The organism is Pelomonas candidula (genome assembly GCF_043555985.1).
In the GTDB taxonomy this organism is placed as follows: Bacteria; Pseudomonadota; Gammaproteobacteria; order Burkholderiales; family Burkholderiaceae_C; genus Pelomonas; species Pelomonas candidula.
The window spans coordinates 273,272-291,085 of sequence record NZ_JBIGIC010000005.1 but is presented as its reverse complement, the minus strand read 5'-3'; the positions used below and the strand labels follow the sequence as shown (position 1 = coordinate 291,085).

The 17,814-nt window shown below is 67.4% G+C and carries 16 protein-coding genes; 13 read left to right on the top strand and 3 right to left on the bottom strand.

The annotated features are described in order from the left end of the window. Positions 1-21: 21 nt before the first annotated feature. The 8 genes from ACG04R_RS12460 to fliD all read left to right on the top strand — a co-directional run bounded on the left by ACG04R_RS12460 (position 22) and on the right by fliD (position 9,914). Positions 22-558, top strand: a complete 537-nt coding sequence (locus tag ACG04R_RS12460; protein WP_394410443.1) for a hypothetical protein — start codon at positions 22-24, stop codon at positions 556-558. Beyond that, positions 555-2,117, top strand: a complete 1,563-nt coding sequence (gene ubiB, locus ACG04R_RS12455) for a ubiquinone biosynthesis regulatory protein kinase UbiB (protein ID WP_394410440.1) — start codon at positions 555-557, stop codon at positions 2,115-2,117. The genes ACG04R_RS12460 and ubiB overlap by 4 nt, the downstream gene beginning before the upstream one ends. A 69-nt stretch (positions 2,118-2,186) precedes the next feature. Beyond that, on the top strand, positions 2,187-3,650 hold the full coding sequence (locus ACG04R_RS12450) for a high affinity choline transporter 1 (protein ID WP_394410437.1): 1,464 nt from the start codon (positions 2,187-2,189) through the stop codon (positions 3,648-3,650). Positions 3,651-3,695: 45 nt separating this feature from the next. Next, positions 3,696-4,001, top strand: coding sequence for an FmdB family zinc ribbon protein (locus tag ACG04R_RS12445; protein WP_394410434.1), 306 nt, complete (start codon positions 3,696-3,698; stop codon positions 3,999-4,001). 20 nt (positions 4,002-4,021) lie between these two features. Then, entirely contained in the window at positions 4,022-4,678 is a 657-nt protein-coding gene (locus tag ACG04R_RS12440) for a DUF502 domain-containing protein (RefSeq protein WP_394410905.1), read from the top strand. 89 nt (positions 4,679-4,767) lie between these two features. Beyond that, on the top strand, positions 4,768-6,558 hold the full coding sequence (aspS, locus tag ACG04R_RS12435) for an aspartate--tRNA ligase (protein ID WP_394410431.1): 1,791 nt from the start codon (positions 4,768-4,770) through the stop codon (positions 6,556-6,558). Positions 6,559-6,823: 265 nt separating this feature from the next. Next, complete coding sequence (locus ACG04R_RS12430; RefSeq protein WP_394410428.1) at positions 6,824-8,317, top strand: serine hydrolase domain-containing protein; 1,494 nt, start codon at positions 6,824-6,826, stop codon at positions 8,315-8,317. 145 nt (positions 8,318-8,462) lie between these two features. Next, positions 8,463-9,914 carry a flagellar filament capping protein FliD gene (gene fliD, locus ACG04R_RS12425; protein ID WP_394410425.1) on the top strand — a complete coding sequence of 484 codons (1,452 nt, stop codon included), beginning with the start codon at positions 8,463-8,465 and terminating at the stop codon, positions 9,912-9,914. 98 nt (positions 9,915-10,012) lie between these two features. On the opposite strand, the gene mpl is transcribed toward fliD, so the two are convergent. Genes mpl through thiD form a run of 3 tightly spaced genes read right to left on the bottom strand, consistent with a single transcriptional unit; the run spans position 10,013 to position 13,661 of the window. Continuing rightward, positions 10,013-11,380 (bottom strand): UDP-N-acetylmuramate:L-alanyl-gamma-D-glutamyl-meso-diaminopimelate ligase, encoded by a 1,368-nt coding sequence (gene mpl, locus ACG04R_RS12420; protein WP_394410420.1) that lies wholly within the window; start codon positions 11,378-11,380, stop codon positions 10,013-10,015. Positions 11,381-11,409: 29 nt separating this feature from the next. Then, complete coding sequence (hemL, locus tag ACG04R_RS12415) at positions 11,410-12,696, bottom strand: glutamate-1-semialdehyde 2,1-aminomutase (protein WP_394410417.1); 1,287 nt, start codon at positions 12,694-12,696, stop codon at positions 11,410-11,412. Between the two features lie 20 nt (positions 12,697-12,716). Beyond that, positions 12,717-13,661, bottom strand: coding sequence for a bifunctional hydroxymethylpyrimidine kinase/phosphomethylpyrimidine kinase (thiD, locus tag ACG04R_RS12410; protein WP_394410414.1), 945 nt, complete (start codon positions 13,659-13,661; stop codon positions 12,717-12,719). Between the two features lie 184 nt (positions 13,662-13,845). On the opposite strand from thiD, the gene ACG04R_RS12405 reads away from it, so the two are divergent. The 5 genes from ACG04R_RS12405 to ACG04R_RS12385 all read left to right on the top strand — a co-directional run bounded on the left by ACG04R_RS12405 (position 13,846) and on the right by ACG04R_RS12385 (position 17,813). Beyond that, the gene (locus ACG04R_RS12405) at positions 13,846-13,998 is read left to right on the top strand and encodes a rubredoxin (RefSeq protein WP_310331841.1); all 153 of its coding nucleotides are present in this window, start codon (positions 13,846-13,848) and stop codon (positions 13,996-13,998) included. 48 nt (positions 13,999-14,046) lie between these two features. Further along, entirely contained in the window at positions 14,047-14,436 is a 390-nt protein-coding gene (locus ACG04R_RS12400; protein WP_394410411.1) for a response regulator, read from the top strand. 25 nt (positions 14,437-14,461) lie between these two features. Beyond that, positions 14,462-14,827 (top strand): response regulator transcription factor, encoded by a 366-nt coding sequence (locus tag ACG04R_RS12395; RefSeq protein ID WP_394410408.1) that lies wholly within the window; start codon positions 14,462-14,464, stop codon positions 14,825-14,827. A gap of 10 nt (positions 14,828-14,837) precedes the next feature. Then, the gene (locus tag ACG04R_RS12390) at positions 14,838-15,368 is read left to right on the top strand and encodes a chemotaxis protein CheW (protein ID WP_394410405.1); all 531 of its coding nucleotides are present in this window, start codon (positions 14,838-14,840) and stop codon (positions 15,366-15,368) included. A 69-nt stretch (positions 15,369-15,437) separates the two neighbouring features. Continuing rightward, positions 15,438-17,813, top strand: coding sequence for a methyl-accepting chemotaxis protein (locus ACG04R_RS12385; RefSeq protein ID WP_394410402.1), 2,376 nt, complete (start codon positions 15,438-15,440; stop codon positions 17,811-17,813). The last annotated feature ends 1 nt before the right edge of the window (position 17,814 follow it).

Genomic DNA, 17,814 nt, shown 5'->3' with positions numbered 1-17,814 from the left:
CCGCTGCCTACAATCCCGCGCATGTCTGCCCCCTGGCCTTTTCCTTCGCTGTCCCCGCTGCTGATGCCGGCTCTGCAGGACCGTCTGGTGCTGCTCATCAACCATGTCGTCTCGCGGGAGCCCATTGCAGCGCGGCGTCTGCAGCCGCTGGCCGGGCGCAGCCTCGTTGTGAACCTGGCGCGTTGGCCGTCGCTGCTGCCGGCGGCGCCGGATTTGATACTCGGCGTTACACCTGCCGGCCTCTTCGAGCGGCTTGACGCCGCGGCCGCCGGCCCGGGCGGCCTGCGCATCGAGATCGACGCCTCCAACCCGGCCAGGCTGGCGCTCGGGGCGCTGAGCGGCGAGGCGCCGACGGTCAGCGTGCAGGGGGACGTTGCCTTCGCCGGCGAGATGCACTGGTTGATGGACAACCTGCGCTGGGACATCGAGGACGACCTGGCCGGCGTCGTCGGCCCGCTGCCGGCGCGCCAGCTGGCGCAGTTCGGCCGCGCGTTGCGGCGCACGCTGTCGGGCATGGCCGAGCGCTTCGCGCCCAAGATGTCCGGTAGCGGCGCATGAGGTTTGTCTCCCGGCTGCTGGTCATCCTGTGGACGGTCTGGCGCTTCGGTCTTGATGACCTGGCCCTGTCGGGGCTGCGCCGCCGCCGTTTCCAGGTCCTGAGGCGCGTCACACGGCTGGGCCGGCGCTGGCAGGAGCCCCGCGGCGTGCGTCTGCGCCTCGCTCTGGAGCGGCTGGGCCCCATCTTTGTGAAGTTCGGCCAGGTGCTGTCGACGCGGCGCGACCTGATGCCCGGCGACGTCGCACTGGAGCTGGCCAAGCTGCAGGACCGGGTGCCTCCGTTCCCGGCGGCGTTGTCGCGAGAGCTGGTCGAGCGGGCTTTCGGCCGGCCGCTGGAGGAGCTGTTCGCCAGCTTCGACGCCGAGCCGGTGGCCAGCGCCAGCATCGCGCAGGTCCATTTCGCGACGCTGAAGGACGGCCGTGAGGTGGCCGTCAAGGTGCTGCGCCCCGGCATGCTGGACGTCATCGACGACGACCTGGCCTTGATGCGCCAGGTGGCCGTCTGGATCGAGCGCTTCTCGGCGGACGGCCGGCGCCTGAAGCCGCGCGAGGTCGTCGCCGAGTTCGACATGTACCTGCACGACGAGCTGGACCTCGTCCGGGAGGCTGCCAACGCCGCCCAGCTGCGCCGCAACATGGACGGCCTGGGCCTCGTCATGGTGCCGGAGATGCACTGGGACCTGTGCAGCCCCGAGGTCATCGTCATGGAGCGCATGAAGGGGGTGCCCATCTCCCAGCGCGCCGTGTTGGAGGGGGCCGGCATCGACATCAAGAAGCTGGCCCGCGATGGCGTGACCATCTTCTTCACGCAGGTGTTCCGCGACGGCTTCTTCCACGCCGACATGCACCCCGGCAACATCCAGGTCAGCCTGGCGCCGGAGACCTTCGGCCGCTACATCGCGCTGGACTTCGGCATCATCGGCACGCTGACCGAGGTGGACAAGGACTACCTGGCGCAGAACTTCATCGCTTTCTTCCAGCGTGACTACAAGCGCGTCGCCGAACTGCACATCGCGTCGGGCTGGGTGCCGCCGGAGACCCGCGTCGACGCGCTGGAAAGCGCCGTGCGCGCGGTCTGCGAACCACATTTCGACCGGCCGCTGAAGGACATCTCGCTGGGCCAGGTGCTGATGCGGCTGTTCCAGACCTCGCGCCGCTTCAACGTCGAGATCCAGCCGCAGCTCGTGCTGCTGCAGAAGACGCTGCTCAACGTCGAGGGGCTCGGTCGCCAACTGGACCCCGAGCTGGATCTGTGGGCCACGGCCAAGCCCTTCCTCGAGCGCTGGATGAACGAGCAGGTCGGCTGGCCCGCACTGAACAAGCAGCTGATGAAGGAGGCGCCGCGCTTTGCCCAGCTCATCCCCGAGTTGCCGCGGCTGCTGCACGACGCGCTCAAGCAGCAGGCCCATCGCGGCGGCGACGCCGACATGCGGGCACTGGTACGCGAATTGCGCAGCACCAACCGCCTGCTGTCCGGCCTGTTGTGGGGGGCGGCTGGCTTTGCGCTGGGCGTGCTGCTGGCCTGGCTGACCGCGCGCTTTCTGAATCTCGGCTTCTGAGCCAGCGGCCGGCGCGCCACCTTCATAATCCGCGCCACTTTTTTCGGCCCAACCCGTCCTGCCTCGCCCATGAACACCACGCTCATCGTCTTCGTCGTGCTCTACCTGATGGGGACGCTGGGCATCGGCGTCTGGGCCGGCACGCGTGTCAAGAACACGTCGGACTTTGCCGTTGCAGGCCGCAGCCTGCCGCTCATCATGGTCGTGACGACCACGTTCGCGACCTGGTTCGGTGCCGAGACGGTCATGGGGCTGCCGGCCAAGTTCGTGCAGGGCGGCCTGGGTGCCGTCGTCGAGGACCCATTCGGCGCCGGGCTGTGCCTGGTGCTGGTGGGGGCGTTCTTCGCGGCGCGCCTGTACCGCATGAACCTGCTGACCATCGGCGACTTCTACCGCCAGCGCTTCGGCAAGGGCGTCGAGATCTTCTGCTCGCTGGCCATCATCCTCAGCTACCTGGGCTGGGTGGCCGCGCAGGTCACGGCGCTGGGGCTGGTGTTCAACATCCTGACTGACGGCGCGATGAGCCCGCAGACCGGCATGATCGTCGGCCTGCTGGCCGTGCTGGTCTACGTCGTCATCGGCGGTTTCCTGGCCGTGGCCTGGACGGACTTCATCCAGATGATCGTGCTGGTCATCGGCCTGGGGGTCATCGCCATCTTCGCGGCCGACCTGGCCGGCGGCGCGGGCAAGGTACTTGATCTCGCCAAGACGCGCGACCTGAGCCGCTTCCTGCCCAATCCGACGTTCACCGAGATGGCCATGTTCTTTGGCTCGGGCCTGACGATGATGCTGGGTTCCATCCCGCAGCAGGACGTGTTCCAGCGCGTCATGTCGGCCAAGGACGCCAAGACCGCCCAGCGCGGAGCCATGATCGGCGGCTTCAGCTACATCGCCTTCGCCTTCGTGCCGATGTTCATCGTGCTGGCCGCCGTGGCCGTCATGGGCGATAAGGCGCTGGAGCTGGCCCAGAACGACTACCAGCGCGTGCTGCCCAGCTTCGTCATGGGCCACATGCCGCTGTTCATGCAGATCCTGTTCTTCGGCGCGCTGCTGTCGGCCATCAAGAGCACGTCGTCGGCCACGCTGCTGGCGCCGACGACCAGCTTTGTCGAGAACATCCTCAAGCAGATCCGCCCCGGCATGAGCGACAAGCAGTCGCTCGTTGCGATGCGCGTCACGCTGGTCGTTTTCGCCTTTGCCGTGCTGGCCTACGCCATCGCGCTGCAGGGCACGTCCATCTACGACCTGGTCAGCGCCGCCTACCAGGTCACGCTGGTCGCCGCCTTCGTGCCGCTGGTCTTCGGCCTCTACTGGAAGCGCGCGACGACGCAGGGGGCCGTCTTCTCCATCTTCGCGGGCATCGCGGTCTGGGTGGCCTTCTTCCCTCAGGTGACGACCTGGGGCGAGTGGTTCCCCGGCCAGCTGGCCGGCCTGCTGGCGGCGCTGGCCGGTATGGTCGTCGGCTCGCTGATGCCGCAGTTGCTGGCTGACCGCCACGACCACGTCAGCCACCATCTGCAGCCGCATCCCTGAGCCGTCCCTTAAAATGGCGGGCTTTTCGCCTTCGACCGACCCGCCATGCCGATCTATGCCTACCGCTGCAGCGCCTGTGGCCACGCCAAGGACGTGCTGCAAAAGCTGTCCGACGCGCCGCTGACCACCTGCCCCGCCTGCGGAGCGGAGAGCTTCTCCAAGCAGGTCACTGCGGCCGGTTTCCAGCTCAAGGGCTCGGGCTGGTACGCGACCGATTTCAAGGGTGGTGGCTCGACCGGCGCCGCGGCGCCCTCCACGCCGGCCGACGGCGGTGACGCCGCTCCCAAGGCCGAAGCCGCCAGCACCTCGGCGCCGTCCACCCCCTGCGGTGGCTCCTGCGCCTGCCATTGACGGTCGACGTGGGCGCTTCCATCCGCAAATATCTCGTCGCCGGCCTGCTGGTCTGGCTGCCGCTGGCCATCACCATCTGGGTGCTGGCCCAGGTGCTGGACGTCGTCAACGGTGTCTTCGGCTCCCTGCTGGCGGCGCTCGCCCTGGTCGTGCCGGCCTCCCTGCGGGACGGCCTGCTGGAGCTGCGCCACGTGCCGGGCCTGGGCCTGGTCATCCTGGTCAGCGGCCTGCTGGTCACGGGCGTCTTCGTCGCCAACATCTTCGGCCAATGGCTGCTGACGCAGTGGGACCGGTTGATGTCCCACATCCCCATCGTCAAGAGCATCTACAGCTCGGTCAAGCAGGTGTCGGACACGCTGTTCTCCAGCAGCGGCAATGCCTTCCGCGAGGCCGTGCTGGTTCAGTACCCGCGCGCCGGCTCCTGGACCATCGCCTTCGTCACCGGCACGCCCAGCGGCGAGGTGGCCTGCCACCTGGACGGCGAGCACACCAGTGTCTACGTGCCCACCACGCCCAACCCCACGTCGGGCTTCTTCCTCATCGTGCCCACGGCCGACATCAAGCCGCTGCAGATGACCGTGGACGAGGCGCTGAAGTACATCATCTCGATGGGCACCGTGGCGCCGCAGCCGCAGGCCGGTGTGCCGCTCGACGACGCACGAAATCAGCCGGGTTGAACGCCCCGGCAGGCGTTCAATCCTGAGGGCCGACAGTGCCCGCCAGCGCCCACCAGACACCCCCTGCAAAGAATTCGGAGAAGAACACCATGCGTACCTGCTATGCCGGCCAAGTCAGCGAAAAGCTGCTCGACCAGACCGTGACCCTGATGGGCTGGGCCCATCGTCGCCGTGACCACGGCGGCGTCATCTTCATCGACCTGCGCGACCGCGAAGGCCTGGTCCAGGTCGTCTGCGACCCCGACCGCGCCGACAGCTTCAAGATCGCCGAGGACGTGCGCAGCGAGTACTGCCTCAAGATCGTCGGCAAGGTGCGCTCGCGCCCGGCCGGCACCGAGAACGCCAACCTCGTGTCCGGCAAGGTCGAGGTGCTGTGCCACGAGATCGAGGTGCTGAACGCGTCCGTGCCCATCCCGTTCCAGATCGACGAGGACAACCTGTCCGAGACGACGCGCCTCACGCACCGCGTGCTGGACCTGCGCCGCCCGTACATGCAGAACAACCTGATGCTGCGCTACAAGGTGGCGATGGAAGTCCGCAAGTTCCTGGACGAGCACGGCTTCGTCGACATCGAGACACCGATGCTGACCAAGTCCACGCCCGAAGGCGCGCGCGACTACCTGGTGCCCAGCCGCGTGCACGACGGCCACTTCTTCGCGCTGCCGCAGTCGCCCCAGCTGTTCAAGCAGCTGCTGATGGTCGCGGGCTTCGACCGCTACTACCAGATCACCAAGTGCTTCCGCGACGAGGACCTGCGCGCCGACCGCCAGCCCGAGTTCACGCAGATCGATATCGAGACCTCGTTCCTGACCGAGGAAGAGATCCGCTCGATGTTCGAGGGCATGATCCGCCACGTCTTCCGCAAGGCGCTGAACGTCGAGCTGGGCGACTACCCGGTCATGAAGTACGCCGAGGCCATGCACCGCTTCGGCTCCGACAAGCCCGACCTGCGCGTGAAGCTCGAGTTCACCGAGCTGACCGACGCGATGACGACTGTCGACTTCAAGGTGTTCAGCGGCCCGGCCACGACGCCGGGGGGCCGTGTCGTCGCGCTGCGCGTGCCCAAAGGTGCCGCCATGAGCCGCGGTGAGATCGACGCCTACACCGAGTTCGTCAAGATCTACGGCGCCAAGGGCCTGGCCTGGATCAAGGTCAACGAAGTCGCCAAGGGCCGCGAAGGCCTGCAGTCGCCCATCGTCAAGAACCTGCACGACGAGGCCGTCGCCGAGATCCTCAAGCGCACCGGCGCGCAGGACGGCGACCTGCTGTTCTTCGGCGCCGACAAGGCCAAGGTCGTCAACGACGCCATCGGTGCGCTGCGCCTGAAGGTCGGCCACAGCGACTTCGGCAAGGCCAACGGCCTCTTCGAGGACAAGTGGGCGCCACTGTGGGTCGTCGATTTCCCGATGTTCGAGCACGACGAAGAGAACAACCGCTGGGCGGCCGTTCACCACCCGTTCACGGCACCCAAGGACGGCCACGAGGACCTGATGACGTCCGACCCGGGCAAGTGCATCGCCAAGGCCTACGACATGGTGCTCAACGGCTGGGAGCTGGGCGGCGGCTCGGTGCGTATCCACCGCGCCGAAGTGCAGGCCAAGGTCTTCGCGGCACTGAACATCAGCGAGGAAGACCAGCGCATCAAGTTCGGCTTCCTGCTGGACGCGCTGCAGTACGGCGCGCCCCCGCACGGCGGCCTGGCCTTCGGCCTGGACCGCATCGTCACCATGATGACCAAGGCCGAGTCCATCCGTGACGTCATCGCCTTCCCCAAGACCCAGCGTGCCCAGTGCCTGTTGACCGGCGCGCCGTCGCTGGTCGACGAAAAGCAGCTGCGCGAGCTGCACATCCGCCTGCGCAACGCGACACCCGCCGCGTGACCTGAACCGGACGACATCGACAACCCAGCTTCGGCTGGGTTTTCTTTTGCCCGTTCGGCTGGTGCACCAGGCCAGGCGCCTTGTACGAGATCACGCGCCCCATCCGGACAGCCGGAAGGCGCGCAGTGAGCGCTGTTCCGCAACCGAGGGGATGAGTCGTTGCGGGGGCCTGTTTTTCGATGGACCTTGCCGCGCTTGGCTCCCAACATCCGCCCATTCGCATGTTCGATGGTCTTGTCCGGGGGATGCAATGGTGGATTTCGTCTTGGCTGCGGGAAGCCGCCGCGTTCGCGTCTGTGCCTTGTTGGCGGCGTTGGTTGCTGCGCAGCCGGCGCTGGCCGACCTGCCGATGACGGGGCAGTATGTCCCGGAACTCCCGGCAGTCGACGCGCTGCTGCAGAACGCCATGGGCAGCTGGAGCATCCCGGGCGCGACGCTCGCCATCACGCACGATGGCGCGGTCGTCTACGAGCGGGGCTTCGGTTACAGCGACGCCGCCATGAGCCTTCCCATGCAGGAGACGGCGCAGATGCGGCTGGCCAGCGTCTCCAAGCCCGTCACGGCGTCGGCGATCCAGCAGCTCGTCAAGGACGGCCGGCTCGGCCTGGACGACAAGGTGTTCAACATCAACGGCAATGGCGGCATCCTGAACATCTCGCCGTACAACGGCACGCTGGGCGACCCGCGTCTGGCCGATATCACCGTGCGCGAGCTGCTGCAGCACAAGGGCGGCTGGAATCGCGATGTCGCCGGGGACCTGGCGTTCCGGGACGTGCAGATCGCTAGCGCCATGGGACTGTCGAGCCCGCCAGGCATCCAGGCGTCGGCGAGCTACATCCTCAGCCAGCCGCTGCAGTACACCCCCGGCACCTCCTCGTCCTACTCCAACATCGGCTACATGTTCCTTGGCATGGTCGTCGAGGCAAGGTCGGGCCAGGGGTACGAGAGCTACGTCGACAGCCACGTGCTGGCGCATGCCGGCATTCCCGCCTGGGAGGTCAATGCAGGCCGGACCTTGGCCGCGAACCAGAGCTCACGGGAGCCGTACTACAACAGCCCGTACAAGTCGCAGAACGTCTTCGATCCGAATGGTCCCTACGTGTCGAACCCGTACGGCGCCTGGGACGAGGAGAAGGCGCTTGCCTACGGCGGGCTGGTGGGTTCGGCCAAAGCCATCGCGCTGCTGGCCGTCGACCGCATCGCGGCGGGGCCGGACATCGGCATGCTGCGCAAGGACTACACGACGTTCGCGAGCTACTGGTGGTACCACACCGGCTCGCTCGACGGTACCGACACGCTGATGTTGCAGGCGAGCTGGAAGGACTGGACCTATTCCATCCTGTTCAACCAGCGGCCGGACAACGGCGCCTCCTATTCGGAGGCGCTGGTCAACAGCATGCAGGCCATCCTGCAGGGCATCGGCAAATGGCCGGCAGCACTGACTTACGCGGGCGACTTCACCGGTGACCAGTGGCTGACGCTGGACGACATCAAGTTGTTCAAGGACGCGGTGGCGCTGGGAAACAGTTCGGCCTTCAGCCTGTCCCACCCGGGCGCGCGCTATCTCGCGGGTGACTTCGACGGCAACGGCATCGTCAATGCCCGGGATATCGCCGGCTTCGAGGGGGCGCTGGAACATGCCGGCGTGCCGGAAGCCCTGATCTCGCAAGTGCCGGAGCCGCAGCGGCTGGCGCTGTTCCTGGCGGGCGGCCTAGTGCTGATCTTGGTCATGCGCCGCGAGGCGAACACCAAGTCCTGACGACTTCGATAGCCTGGCTCTTTATCCAGCGTTTCGCTGTGTAAACCCAGGCTGCGGCGGCTTCCAAGGCCGTTGCGGCCGGCTTAGCATGACACGCGTTGGCGCGCCGTCGTGCCGCCTTGGCTCGTGATTCGCGGGAGCGGACATGGCTACGAACGCGCTGCTGCCCGGTCTGCTGGGCAGCTTGTACGGGACTCCCGGCATCGGCAACGACGTCGGGCTGCTGGGAGCGTTGGAATCGTTGTCGGCGCCGACAACGGTTCCCGCGTCCTACAGCGCCCAGGTCAGCCTGTCCGGTCTCGGGCAGCTGCAGTCGTCCAGCGACAGCTTCGAGTCGGCCTTGCAACTTTTGCAGGGGGCGGGCGGTTCAACCGCCCGCCAGCTCGGCAACGCCAACCCTTCCGTTCTCGCCGTGACGGCGCTCGCCAGCGCGGCACAGGGCAGCTATCGGGTCGACGTCACGGGACTGGCCCAGTCCCAGTCGCTGCAGAGTGCGGCCTACGCAACGCCTGACAGCACCGTCATCGGCACCGGTACGCTGACGCTCCAACTCGGTCGATACGACGCGGCGAGCAACAGCTTCACCACCGGCACTGCGGCGCCTGTTTCGGTGTCCATCGGTGCCGGTACGCTGAACGATGTGGCCAGCTCGATCAATGCCGCCTCGGCGGGCATCAACGCTTCCGTTGTCCATGGCAATGGCGGCTACGAGCTGGTGCTGAGCAGTGCGAGCACAGGTGCCGGCCAGGGCTTCGAGGTCCAGGTCGACAACCCTGCGCTGGCCGCATTGGCCTACGACCCGACGAACCCGGGGGCGGGTGGTCTGGTACTGACGCAGGGCGCCCAGGACGCAAGCCTGAGCGTCAACGGCGTCAGTCAGACGAGCGCCAGCAATCTGGCCATCACGCTGGCGCCGGGCTTGACGGCCAACTTGCTCCAGCCGGGCAGCACCACACTGGCCGTGGCGCCTGACAACAGCGGGCTGTTGAGTCAGGCACAGGGGCTGGTGTCCGCCTTCAACACCCTGCAGTCCAGCCTGAACACGCTGCAGTCGGGCACCGGGCCCGAGACTGACGTGGCTCAGCTCTACGGCGAGTCCCTGCAACTGGCCGCGTTTGGCGCCTACGACAACGGCAGCAGCGCCTTGACCACGCTCGGGCAGATCGGACTGGGTTACCAGGCCTCAGCCGGCACGGGTGGCGCCACGCTGGCGTTGGACGCCGCAGCCTTCAACAGCGCCCTGGCGGCCGACCCGACGGGCACTGCGTCGCTGCTCGGCCAAGCCGTGCAGACCTTGAGCACCATTGCAAGTACCTACGGCGATCCGGGCGGCATCATCGGCAGCACGGAGAGCGCCTACCAAGGCACGTTCTATCTCGATCAGCTGCTCCAGGGCGGCATCACGCCGTCGCCACCGTCTGCCCAGGATCTGGCCAACAACCAGTTCGCTGCCGGGCCCTTGAGCGCCACGCAGATTGCTGGCCTTCAGCAGTACGCGTATGCGGTCCTGCCGTTGCAGCAGGATGCGTCCAATGCCACGCTGCTGGCTGACCTTTACGGTGGCTTGAGTGGCGGGGCGCTCTCGGTGCTGGCGTGACGCCAGTCATGGCTCGCCGGCAGTGTTCCGCGGCGGCGCGTCAGGCCCGGGCGGCCAGGCTTAGCAACAGCTCGTCGTGAATGCCGCTCGTCGGACCGTCAGGTCCGGGCGGCCAAGCTTTGCATCAGCTTGTCGTGAATGCCGCCAAAGCCGCCGTTGCTCATGCACAGCAGGTGGTCGCCGGGCTTCGCTGCCTTGACGATGGCCGCCACGAGCGCATCCACGTCGGCGCCAACCGCGGCCTGCGCGCCCATCGGTGCCAGCGCCTCCTTTGCATCCCAGCTCAGCCCCTGCTGGTTGCAGAAGGCGAGGTCGGCTTCCTCCAGCGCCCAGGGCAGCTGCGCCTTCATCGTGCCGAGCTTCATCGTGTTGGAGCGGGGCTCGAAGATGGCCAGGATGCGGTCGGCCGGCGCGATGCGGCGGCGCAGGCCGTTGATGGTCGTGCGGATGGCGGTCGGGTGATGGGCGAAGTCGTCGTAGACCTTGATGCCGTTCACCTCGCCACGCAGCTCCATGCGGCGACGCACGTTCTGGAACTCGGCCAGCGCGGCGGCGGCCTGCTCGGGCGACACGCCGACATGCTCGGCCGCGGCGATGGCGGCCAGCGCGTTGAGCTGGTTGTGCTCGCCGATCAGGCCCCACTCGACGCGGGCCACCTTCAGACTGCCGCGCAGCACGTCGAAGGCCTGCGGCTCGCCGCGCGCGCGCAGCATGCCGGCTTCTTCCTTCTTGGCGCCGAAGCGTTGCACCTCGCTCCAGCAGCCGCGCGCGATGACGCGTTGCAGCGCTTCCTCGCGGGCGTTGACGACCAGCCGGCCGCTCTCGGGCACGGTACGCACGAGGTGGTGGAACTGGGTCTCGATGGCGGCCAGGTCCGGGAAGATGTCGGCGTGGTCGTGCTCGAGGTTGTTCAGGACAGCCGTGCGCGGCCGGTAGTGGACGAACTTGCTGCGCTTGTCGAAGAAGGCGGTGTCGTACTCGTCCGCTTCAATCACGAAGGCCTTGCCCTCGCCCAGCCGCGCCGACACGCCGAAGTTCTGCGGCACGCCGCCGACCAAGAACCCGGGCTTCTGATCTGCGTGTTCAAGAATCCACGCCAGCATGGACGTCGTCGTCGTCTTGCCATGCGTGCCGGCCACGGCCAGCACGTGCCGGCCCTGCAGCACATGCTCGGCCAGCCATTGCGGGCCGGACGTATAGGGCAGGCCGGCGTCGAGGATGGCCTCCATCAGCGGGAAGCGCTCGCCGCGTGTGACGACGTTGCCGATGACGAACACGTCGGGCTTGAGCTCCAGTTGCTCGGCGCCAAAGCCTTCGATCAGCTCGATGCCCAGCGCTTCGAGCTGCGTGCTCATCGGCGGGTAGACGTTGGCGTCGCAACCGGTCACGCGGTGGCCGGCCTCGCGCGCCAGCGCCGCCAGGCCGCCCATGAAGGTGCCGCAGATGCCGAGGATGTGGAGATGCATGTCAGCGCGCCCCGACGGGCGTCAAAGGATCAGCGCAGGGCGGTGCGCGCGGCCGAAAGCGTGGCCTCGATGTCCGCCGCGCTGTGCGCCGCCGACACGAAGCCCGCTTCGTAAAGCGCCGGAGCAAGATAGATGCCGGCGTCCAGCATCGCGTGGAAGAAGCGGTTGAAGCGCTCCTTGTCCGTCGTCATGACGGTCGTGTAGTTCTGCGGCAGCTCGGGCAGCAGGAAAAAGCCGAACATGCCGCCCTGGCAGTCGGCGCTGAACGGCACGCCGTTGTCGGCAGCGACAGCCTTCAGGCCGTCCACCAGTTGCCGGGTCCTGGCCGACAGCGCGTCGAAGAAGCCGGGTTTCTGGATCTCGCGCAGCGTCGCCAGGCCGCAGGCCGTCGCCACCGGGTTGCCCGACAGCGTGCCGGCCTGGTAGACGCCGCCCAGCGGCGCCAGGTGCTGCATGACCTCGCGCTTCGCGCCGAAGGCCGCCAGCGGCATGCCGCCGCCGATGACCTTGCCGAATACGGAGATGTCGGGCGCGAAGCCGGGGATCAGCGTCGCGTAGTGGCCCTGCGCCGACGCGAGGCCGACGCGGAAGCCCGTCATCACCTCGTCCAGCACCAGCAGCGCGCCGTGCTGCGTGCACAGCCGGCGCAGTGCCGTCATGAACGGCACGGAGGCCCGCACGAAGTTCATGTTGCCCGCGATGGGCTCGACGATGACGCAGGCCAGTTGCGCGCCGTGCTCGGCGAAAGCGGCTTCCAGCTGTTCGACGTTGTTGTATTCCAGGACGACCGTGTCGGCCGCCGCGCCGGGCGTGACGCCCGCGCTGGTCGGGTGGCCGAAGGTGGCCAGGCCCGAGCCGGCCTTCACGAGCAGCGCGTCCGTGTGGCCGTGGTAGCAGCCCTCGAACTTGATGAACTTGGGCCGGCCGGTGGCACCGCGCGCCAGGCGGATGGCGCTCATCGTCGCCTCGGTGCCGGAGCTGACCAGGCGCACCTGGTCCATGCTGGGCACCAGCTTCAGGATTTCCTCGGCCAGCTCGATCTCGCGCTCGGTTGGCGCGCCGAAGGAGAACCCTTCGATGGCAGCCTTCTGCACGGCTTCCAGCACGGCCGGGTGGCCGTGGCCCAGGATCATCGGACCCCAGGAGCCGATGTAGTCGATGTAGCGCTGGCCTTCGGCGTCGACGATGTAGGCGCCTTCACCACGGGCGATGAAGCGCGGCGTGCCGCCCACGGCGCGAAAAGCGCGTACGGGGGAGTTCACGCCGCCGGGAATGACGCGGCTGGCGCGCTCGAACAACTGCGAATTGGTAACCATCGGAAAAGGCTGCAAGGATTTCAGTGCATGCGCCGCGGCGTTTTGGGCGGCTGTTCGGGCTCGGCGTCGGCGTCTTCGATGGGGGGCTCGCCGCCTTCCTCATCGGCCGGCGGCAGCGCCCAGAAGAATCGGTCCGGCACGACATTGCCCATGCCCGGGCGGAAGCCCGCGTCCAGCGACTGGTCCAGGAAGGACAGCGCCTCGCTGACCGCCGAGTGCAGCTCGGCGCCTACCGAGAGCAGCGCCGCCAGCGCGGCCGACAGCGTGTCGCCTGCACCGACGAAGGACGTCTCGAAGCGCTCGAACTTCTCTCCGGCGATGGGGCCTTGGGAGCTGGCCAGCACGTTGTCCACGTACTGGTTGGGCAACTGGATGCCGGTCACCAGCACATGCTGGGCGCCGGACTGCGCGGCGGCCACGGCCAGCTCGCGGGCCGACGGCGTTCGCTCGCTGTCCCAGTCGGGCAGCAGGAAGTCGGTCAGCGTCTTGTGGTTGCCGACCAGCACGACCGTCTGCGGCAGCACCAGCTCGCGCAGCGCGTCCAGGTATTGCTGCTGGTCGTCCTCGTCGATCCAGGCGACCGAAGGCAGGTAGGTGACCAGGGGCACATCGGGATAGTCGCTCAGCACCTCGGCCACCGCGCTGACGCCCTCGGCGTTGCCGAGGAAGCCGACCTTCCAGGCCGTGATGGGCACGTCCTCGAGGATGTGGCGGGCCTGCTCGGCGATCGTGTCGGGGTCGAGGGTCTCGTGCTCGAAGACCTCAGCCGTGTCGCGCAGCACGACGGCCGTGACGACGGGCAGGCAGTGCGCGCCCATCGCGGCGATGGTCGCCACGTCGCCAGCCAGGCCGCCGGCGCCTGAGGCATCGCTGGCGTTGAAGCTCAGCACGCAGGCCGGCGGCGGGCTTTCCTCGTCTTGAGGCGTGTCGACCTCGGGGGCGGTGGAGTGGGGAGTTGGGCTCATGGGGAGGTCGTGGCGGTCGCGGCCGAGGAGCTGCCGAAAAGCGTGGAGTCTGCCGCTAAAAGGGCGGTTCCGTGGCCCTGGGCACAGGCGTTTGCCCTCAGCATTGCGCTCTCGGGCCCTGGCTAGAATGACTCGATTGTAGTGAGCAAACCCTGAGTAACACGTGAGCGAACCCAGTACCTGGATGTGCCTGATCTGTGGATGGATCTATGACGAGGAGACGGGAGATCCCGATCACGGTATCGCACCCGGCACCAAATGGGCCGATGTCGACATGAACTGGGTCTGCCCCGACTGCGGCGCGCGCAAGGAAGATTTCGAGATGGTGCGCATCTGACCCGGCTCAACGGCCCGGTCCCGAGCTGAAGTTCCTAGGAGACAAGGTTTGAACGAGCAAGTTTCCAGTGCAGGACCTACCCGGGTCCTGGTCATCGACGACAGCAACACCATCCGCCGCAGCGCCGAGATCTTCCTGAAGCAGGGCGGCCACGAGGTGGCCCTGGCCGAAGACGGCTTCGATGCGCTCTCCAAGCTGGGCGATTTCTACCCCGACCTCGTCTTCTGCGACATCCTGATGCCGCGCCTCGATGGCTACCAGACCTGCGCCATCATCAAGCGCAACCCGCAGTTCTCCGGGGTGCCCGTCATCATGTTGTCGTCCAAGGACGGCCTGTTCGACAAGGCGCGCGGGCGCATGGTGGGTTCGCAGGACTACCTCACCAAGCCCTTCACCAAGGACCAGCTGCTTCAGGCCGTGCTACAGCACCGTCCGTGAGAAGCGCCCATTGAGAGATCAAGTCATGAGCATCCACAACATCCTGCTGGTCGACGACTCCAAGACCGAACTCCACGCGCTCTCGGAGATGCTGACCAAGCGCGGCTTCACCGTGCGCACCGCCGAGAACGGCGAAGAGGCCATGAAGCGCCTGGCCGAGGCCAAGCCTGACCTCATCCTGATGGACGTCGTCATGCCCGGCCAGAACGGCTTCCAGCTGACTCGTGCCATCACGCGCGACGAGCGCTACCTGGGCGTGCCGGTCATCATGTGCACCAGCAAGGGCCAGGAGACCGACAAGGTCTGGGGCATGCGCCAGGGCGCTAGCGACTACGTCGTCAAGCCCGTCAAGGCCGAAGAGCTGCTGGCCAAGATCAAAGCCCTCGGCTGAGCCCGAAGACATGGCGAACAAGACTGCCCTGCGGGAACTGCAGCAGCGCCTGGCCGAGCGCATGCAGGCCGCACGCGAGACGACGCTGATCGCGAGCTGGCTGGCCGTCGAGTGCGCGGGTGTGGGCCTGCTGTTCTCGTTGAAGCAGGCCAGTGAAATCTTCGCACCCGTGCCCATCAAGCCCGTGCCCTACGCCAAGCCCTGGCTGGCCGGCGTGGCCAACCTGCGCGGCGGCCTGTTCACGGTCGTCGACCTGGCCGTCTACCTGGGCCTGCGTGACGTCGCCGCCTCGCGCGGCACGGCGCCGCAGGCGCGGCTCGTGTCGCTGAACAGCGAGCTGAATCTGAACTGCGCCCTGCTCGTGGACCGACTCGCCGGCCTGCGCAGCGATGAGCAGTTGCCACTGGCCGCCGAGCAGCCTGCCGGGCCGCTGCCTCGTTTTGCCGGCGCCCTGCGCCGCGACGAGGCCGGCCGCCAGTGGCAGGAAATCAATCTGGAAGCGTTGTCAAGGCAGGAGAACTTCCTGCACATCGTTGGGTGATGCGCGCTTCCTAGCCTCAAAGTCCGCGCGGGAAAGCGGACACCACAAACATTGAAGGACGAGGGTGAGATGAGCCTGCTGGACAAGATCAGGGGAAAGTCCGAAGTCGAAGAGCTGTCGGCGGCAGTGCCGGAGGCTGCCGACACGACGATGGACTCGCGCGGGGCGGGTTTCGATGCGACGCGCAACAACGATTCCACGCTCGCTGGCGTCGAGATGCCGACGCGTGCCGATGCCTTCATGCATCACGAGACGCCCTCGATCATCTCGCCCGCGGTGCCCACCGAGCCGGGCCCGAACAGCGAGTTCCCGCCCAGCACCATCAGCTTCGCGCCGACCACACAGGCGGCCGATCCCACGACGCTGCTGCCTGCCGCGTCGGACCCGGCGACCGGCGCCGACAAGCTCACCCAGCTCTTCGCCCAGCACCGCCAGCGCGTGCTGACCGGCCTCGTGGTCGCCGGCCTGGTCGGTACGGCGGCGTCCGTCGCGATGGTCGTGTCCAGTTCCAACCGCAGCGCTGCCCAGGTGCGCGCAGCCGGCCAGGCGCTGATGCACTCGCAGCGCATGGCCAAGTCCGTGTCCGCGGCGCTGGTCGGCAACGTCGCCGCCTTCGGTGAGCTGAAGGAGTCGGTCGGCACGCTCAGTGACGTCGTCAACAACCTGCGCACCGGTGAGGGCCCGCTGGCTGTCGCGCCGTCCAGCGTGCAGCCGACGCTGGACACCATCAAGCCGCTGGTCGAGCGTGCGGAGAAGAACGGCAAGATCGTGCAGGGCCAGGAAAAGATCCTGACCCAGGTGGGCCAGGCGCTGCGCGCCATCAACCGCCAGTCCAGCGACCTGCTGGAAAGCGCCGAGGCCGTGTCTTCCCAGGCGCTGCAGATCGGTTCCTCGGCGGGCGAGGTCTCCGCGGTCGGCCAGCTGGTCATGCTGACCCAGCGTATCGGCAAGAGCGCCAACGAATTCCTGACCCAGGAAGGCGTGAGCCCCGAGGCCGTGTTCCTGCTGGGCAAGGACTTGAATTCCTTCAAGCTCATCACCGAAGCGCTGATCAGCGGTAGCCCCGAGCTGCGCCTGAACGCTGCCAAGGACCCGCAGCTGAAGGAGCGCCTGCAGACGCTGCTGAAGCAGTACGAGCAGACGCGCACGCAGGCCTCGGCAATTCTGAGCAACCTGCAAGGCCTGGTGTCGGCACGTGAGGCGCAGACGGCGATGCTGGCCGACTCCGAGCCGCTGCGCAAGAACCTGGAGCAGGCCGCGGCCGAGCTCGAAAAGTCCGGCGGTGCAGGTTGGGGCCTGTACCTCTTCATGATTGCCTCGCTGGCGGCCCTCGTCGGCGGTGCCTTCGGTTTCCTGCGCCTGTTCGTGGCCGATCAGTCCGAGCGCGCGGCACTCGCCGAAGCCCAGCGCCGCGAAGCCGAAGCCCAGGAGCAGGAAGCCAAGCGCGTCAACGATGCCAACCAGGCGGCCATTCTGCGGCTGATGAACGAACTGTCCACGGTCGCTGAAGGTGACCTGACGCAGCAAGCCACGGTGACGGAAGACATCACCGGCGCGATCGCCGACTCCGTGAACTACACGGTGGAGGAGCTGCGCAACCTGGTAGGCCAGGTGCAGCAGACGGCGGCCCGCGTGACGGACACGACCGGCGCAGTGGACCAGACGTCCACCGACCTGCTGGCCGCGTCGAAGGAACAGTTGCACGAGATCCGCGCTACCGGTGAGGCCGTGCTGGGCATGGCGAACCGGATTACGGAGGTGTCCGCGCAGGCGCAGACGACTGCCGAGGTGGCGCGCCAGAGCCGTCAGGCCGCCGAGCAGGGTCTGTCCGCGATGCAGAACAACATCGCCGGTATGAACACCATCCGCGACTCCATCCAGGAGACCTCCAAGCGCATCAAGCGGCTGGGCGAGTCGTCTCAGGAAATCGGCGAGATCACGGAGCTGATCTCGGACATTACGGAACAGACCAACGTGCTGGCCCTGAACGCCGCCATCCAGGCCGCGTCTGCCGGTGAGGCCGGTCGCGGCTTCTCGGTGGTGGCGGAAGAAGTGCAGCGGCTGGCCGAGCGCTCCGGCGACGCGACGCGCCGGATTGCCGCGCTGGTCAAGACCATTCAGACCGACACCCACGACGCCGTGGCCGCCATGGAGCGCTCGACGCGCGGCGTGGTGGAAGGTACGCAACTGTCCGACGCGGCCGGCAAGGCGCTGGAAGACATCGACAGCGTGTCCCGCCAGCTGGACGAGCTGATCGTGCGCATCTCCTCGCAGGCCAAGCAGGAAGCCGAACACGCCAACGAGGTGGCCTCGAACATCCAGCACATCTTCGCGGTGACCGAGCAGACCTCCGAAGGCACGCGCTCCACGGCCCAGATGGTGCACGAGCTATCGCGCTCCGCCGAGGCGCTGCGCGCTTCCGTGTCCCGATTCAAGGTCGCCTGAC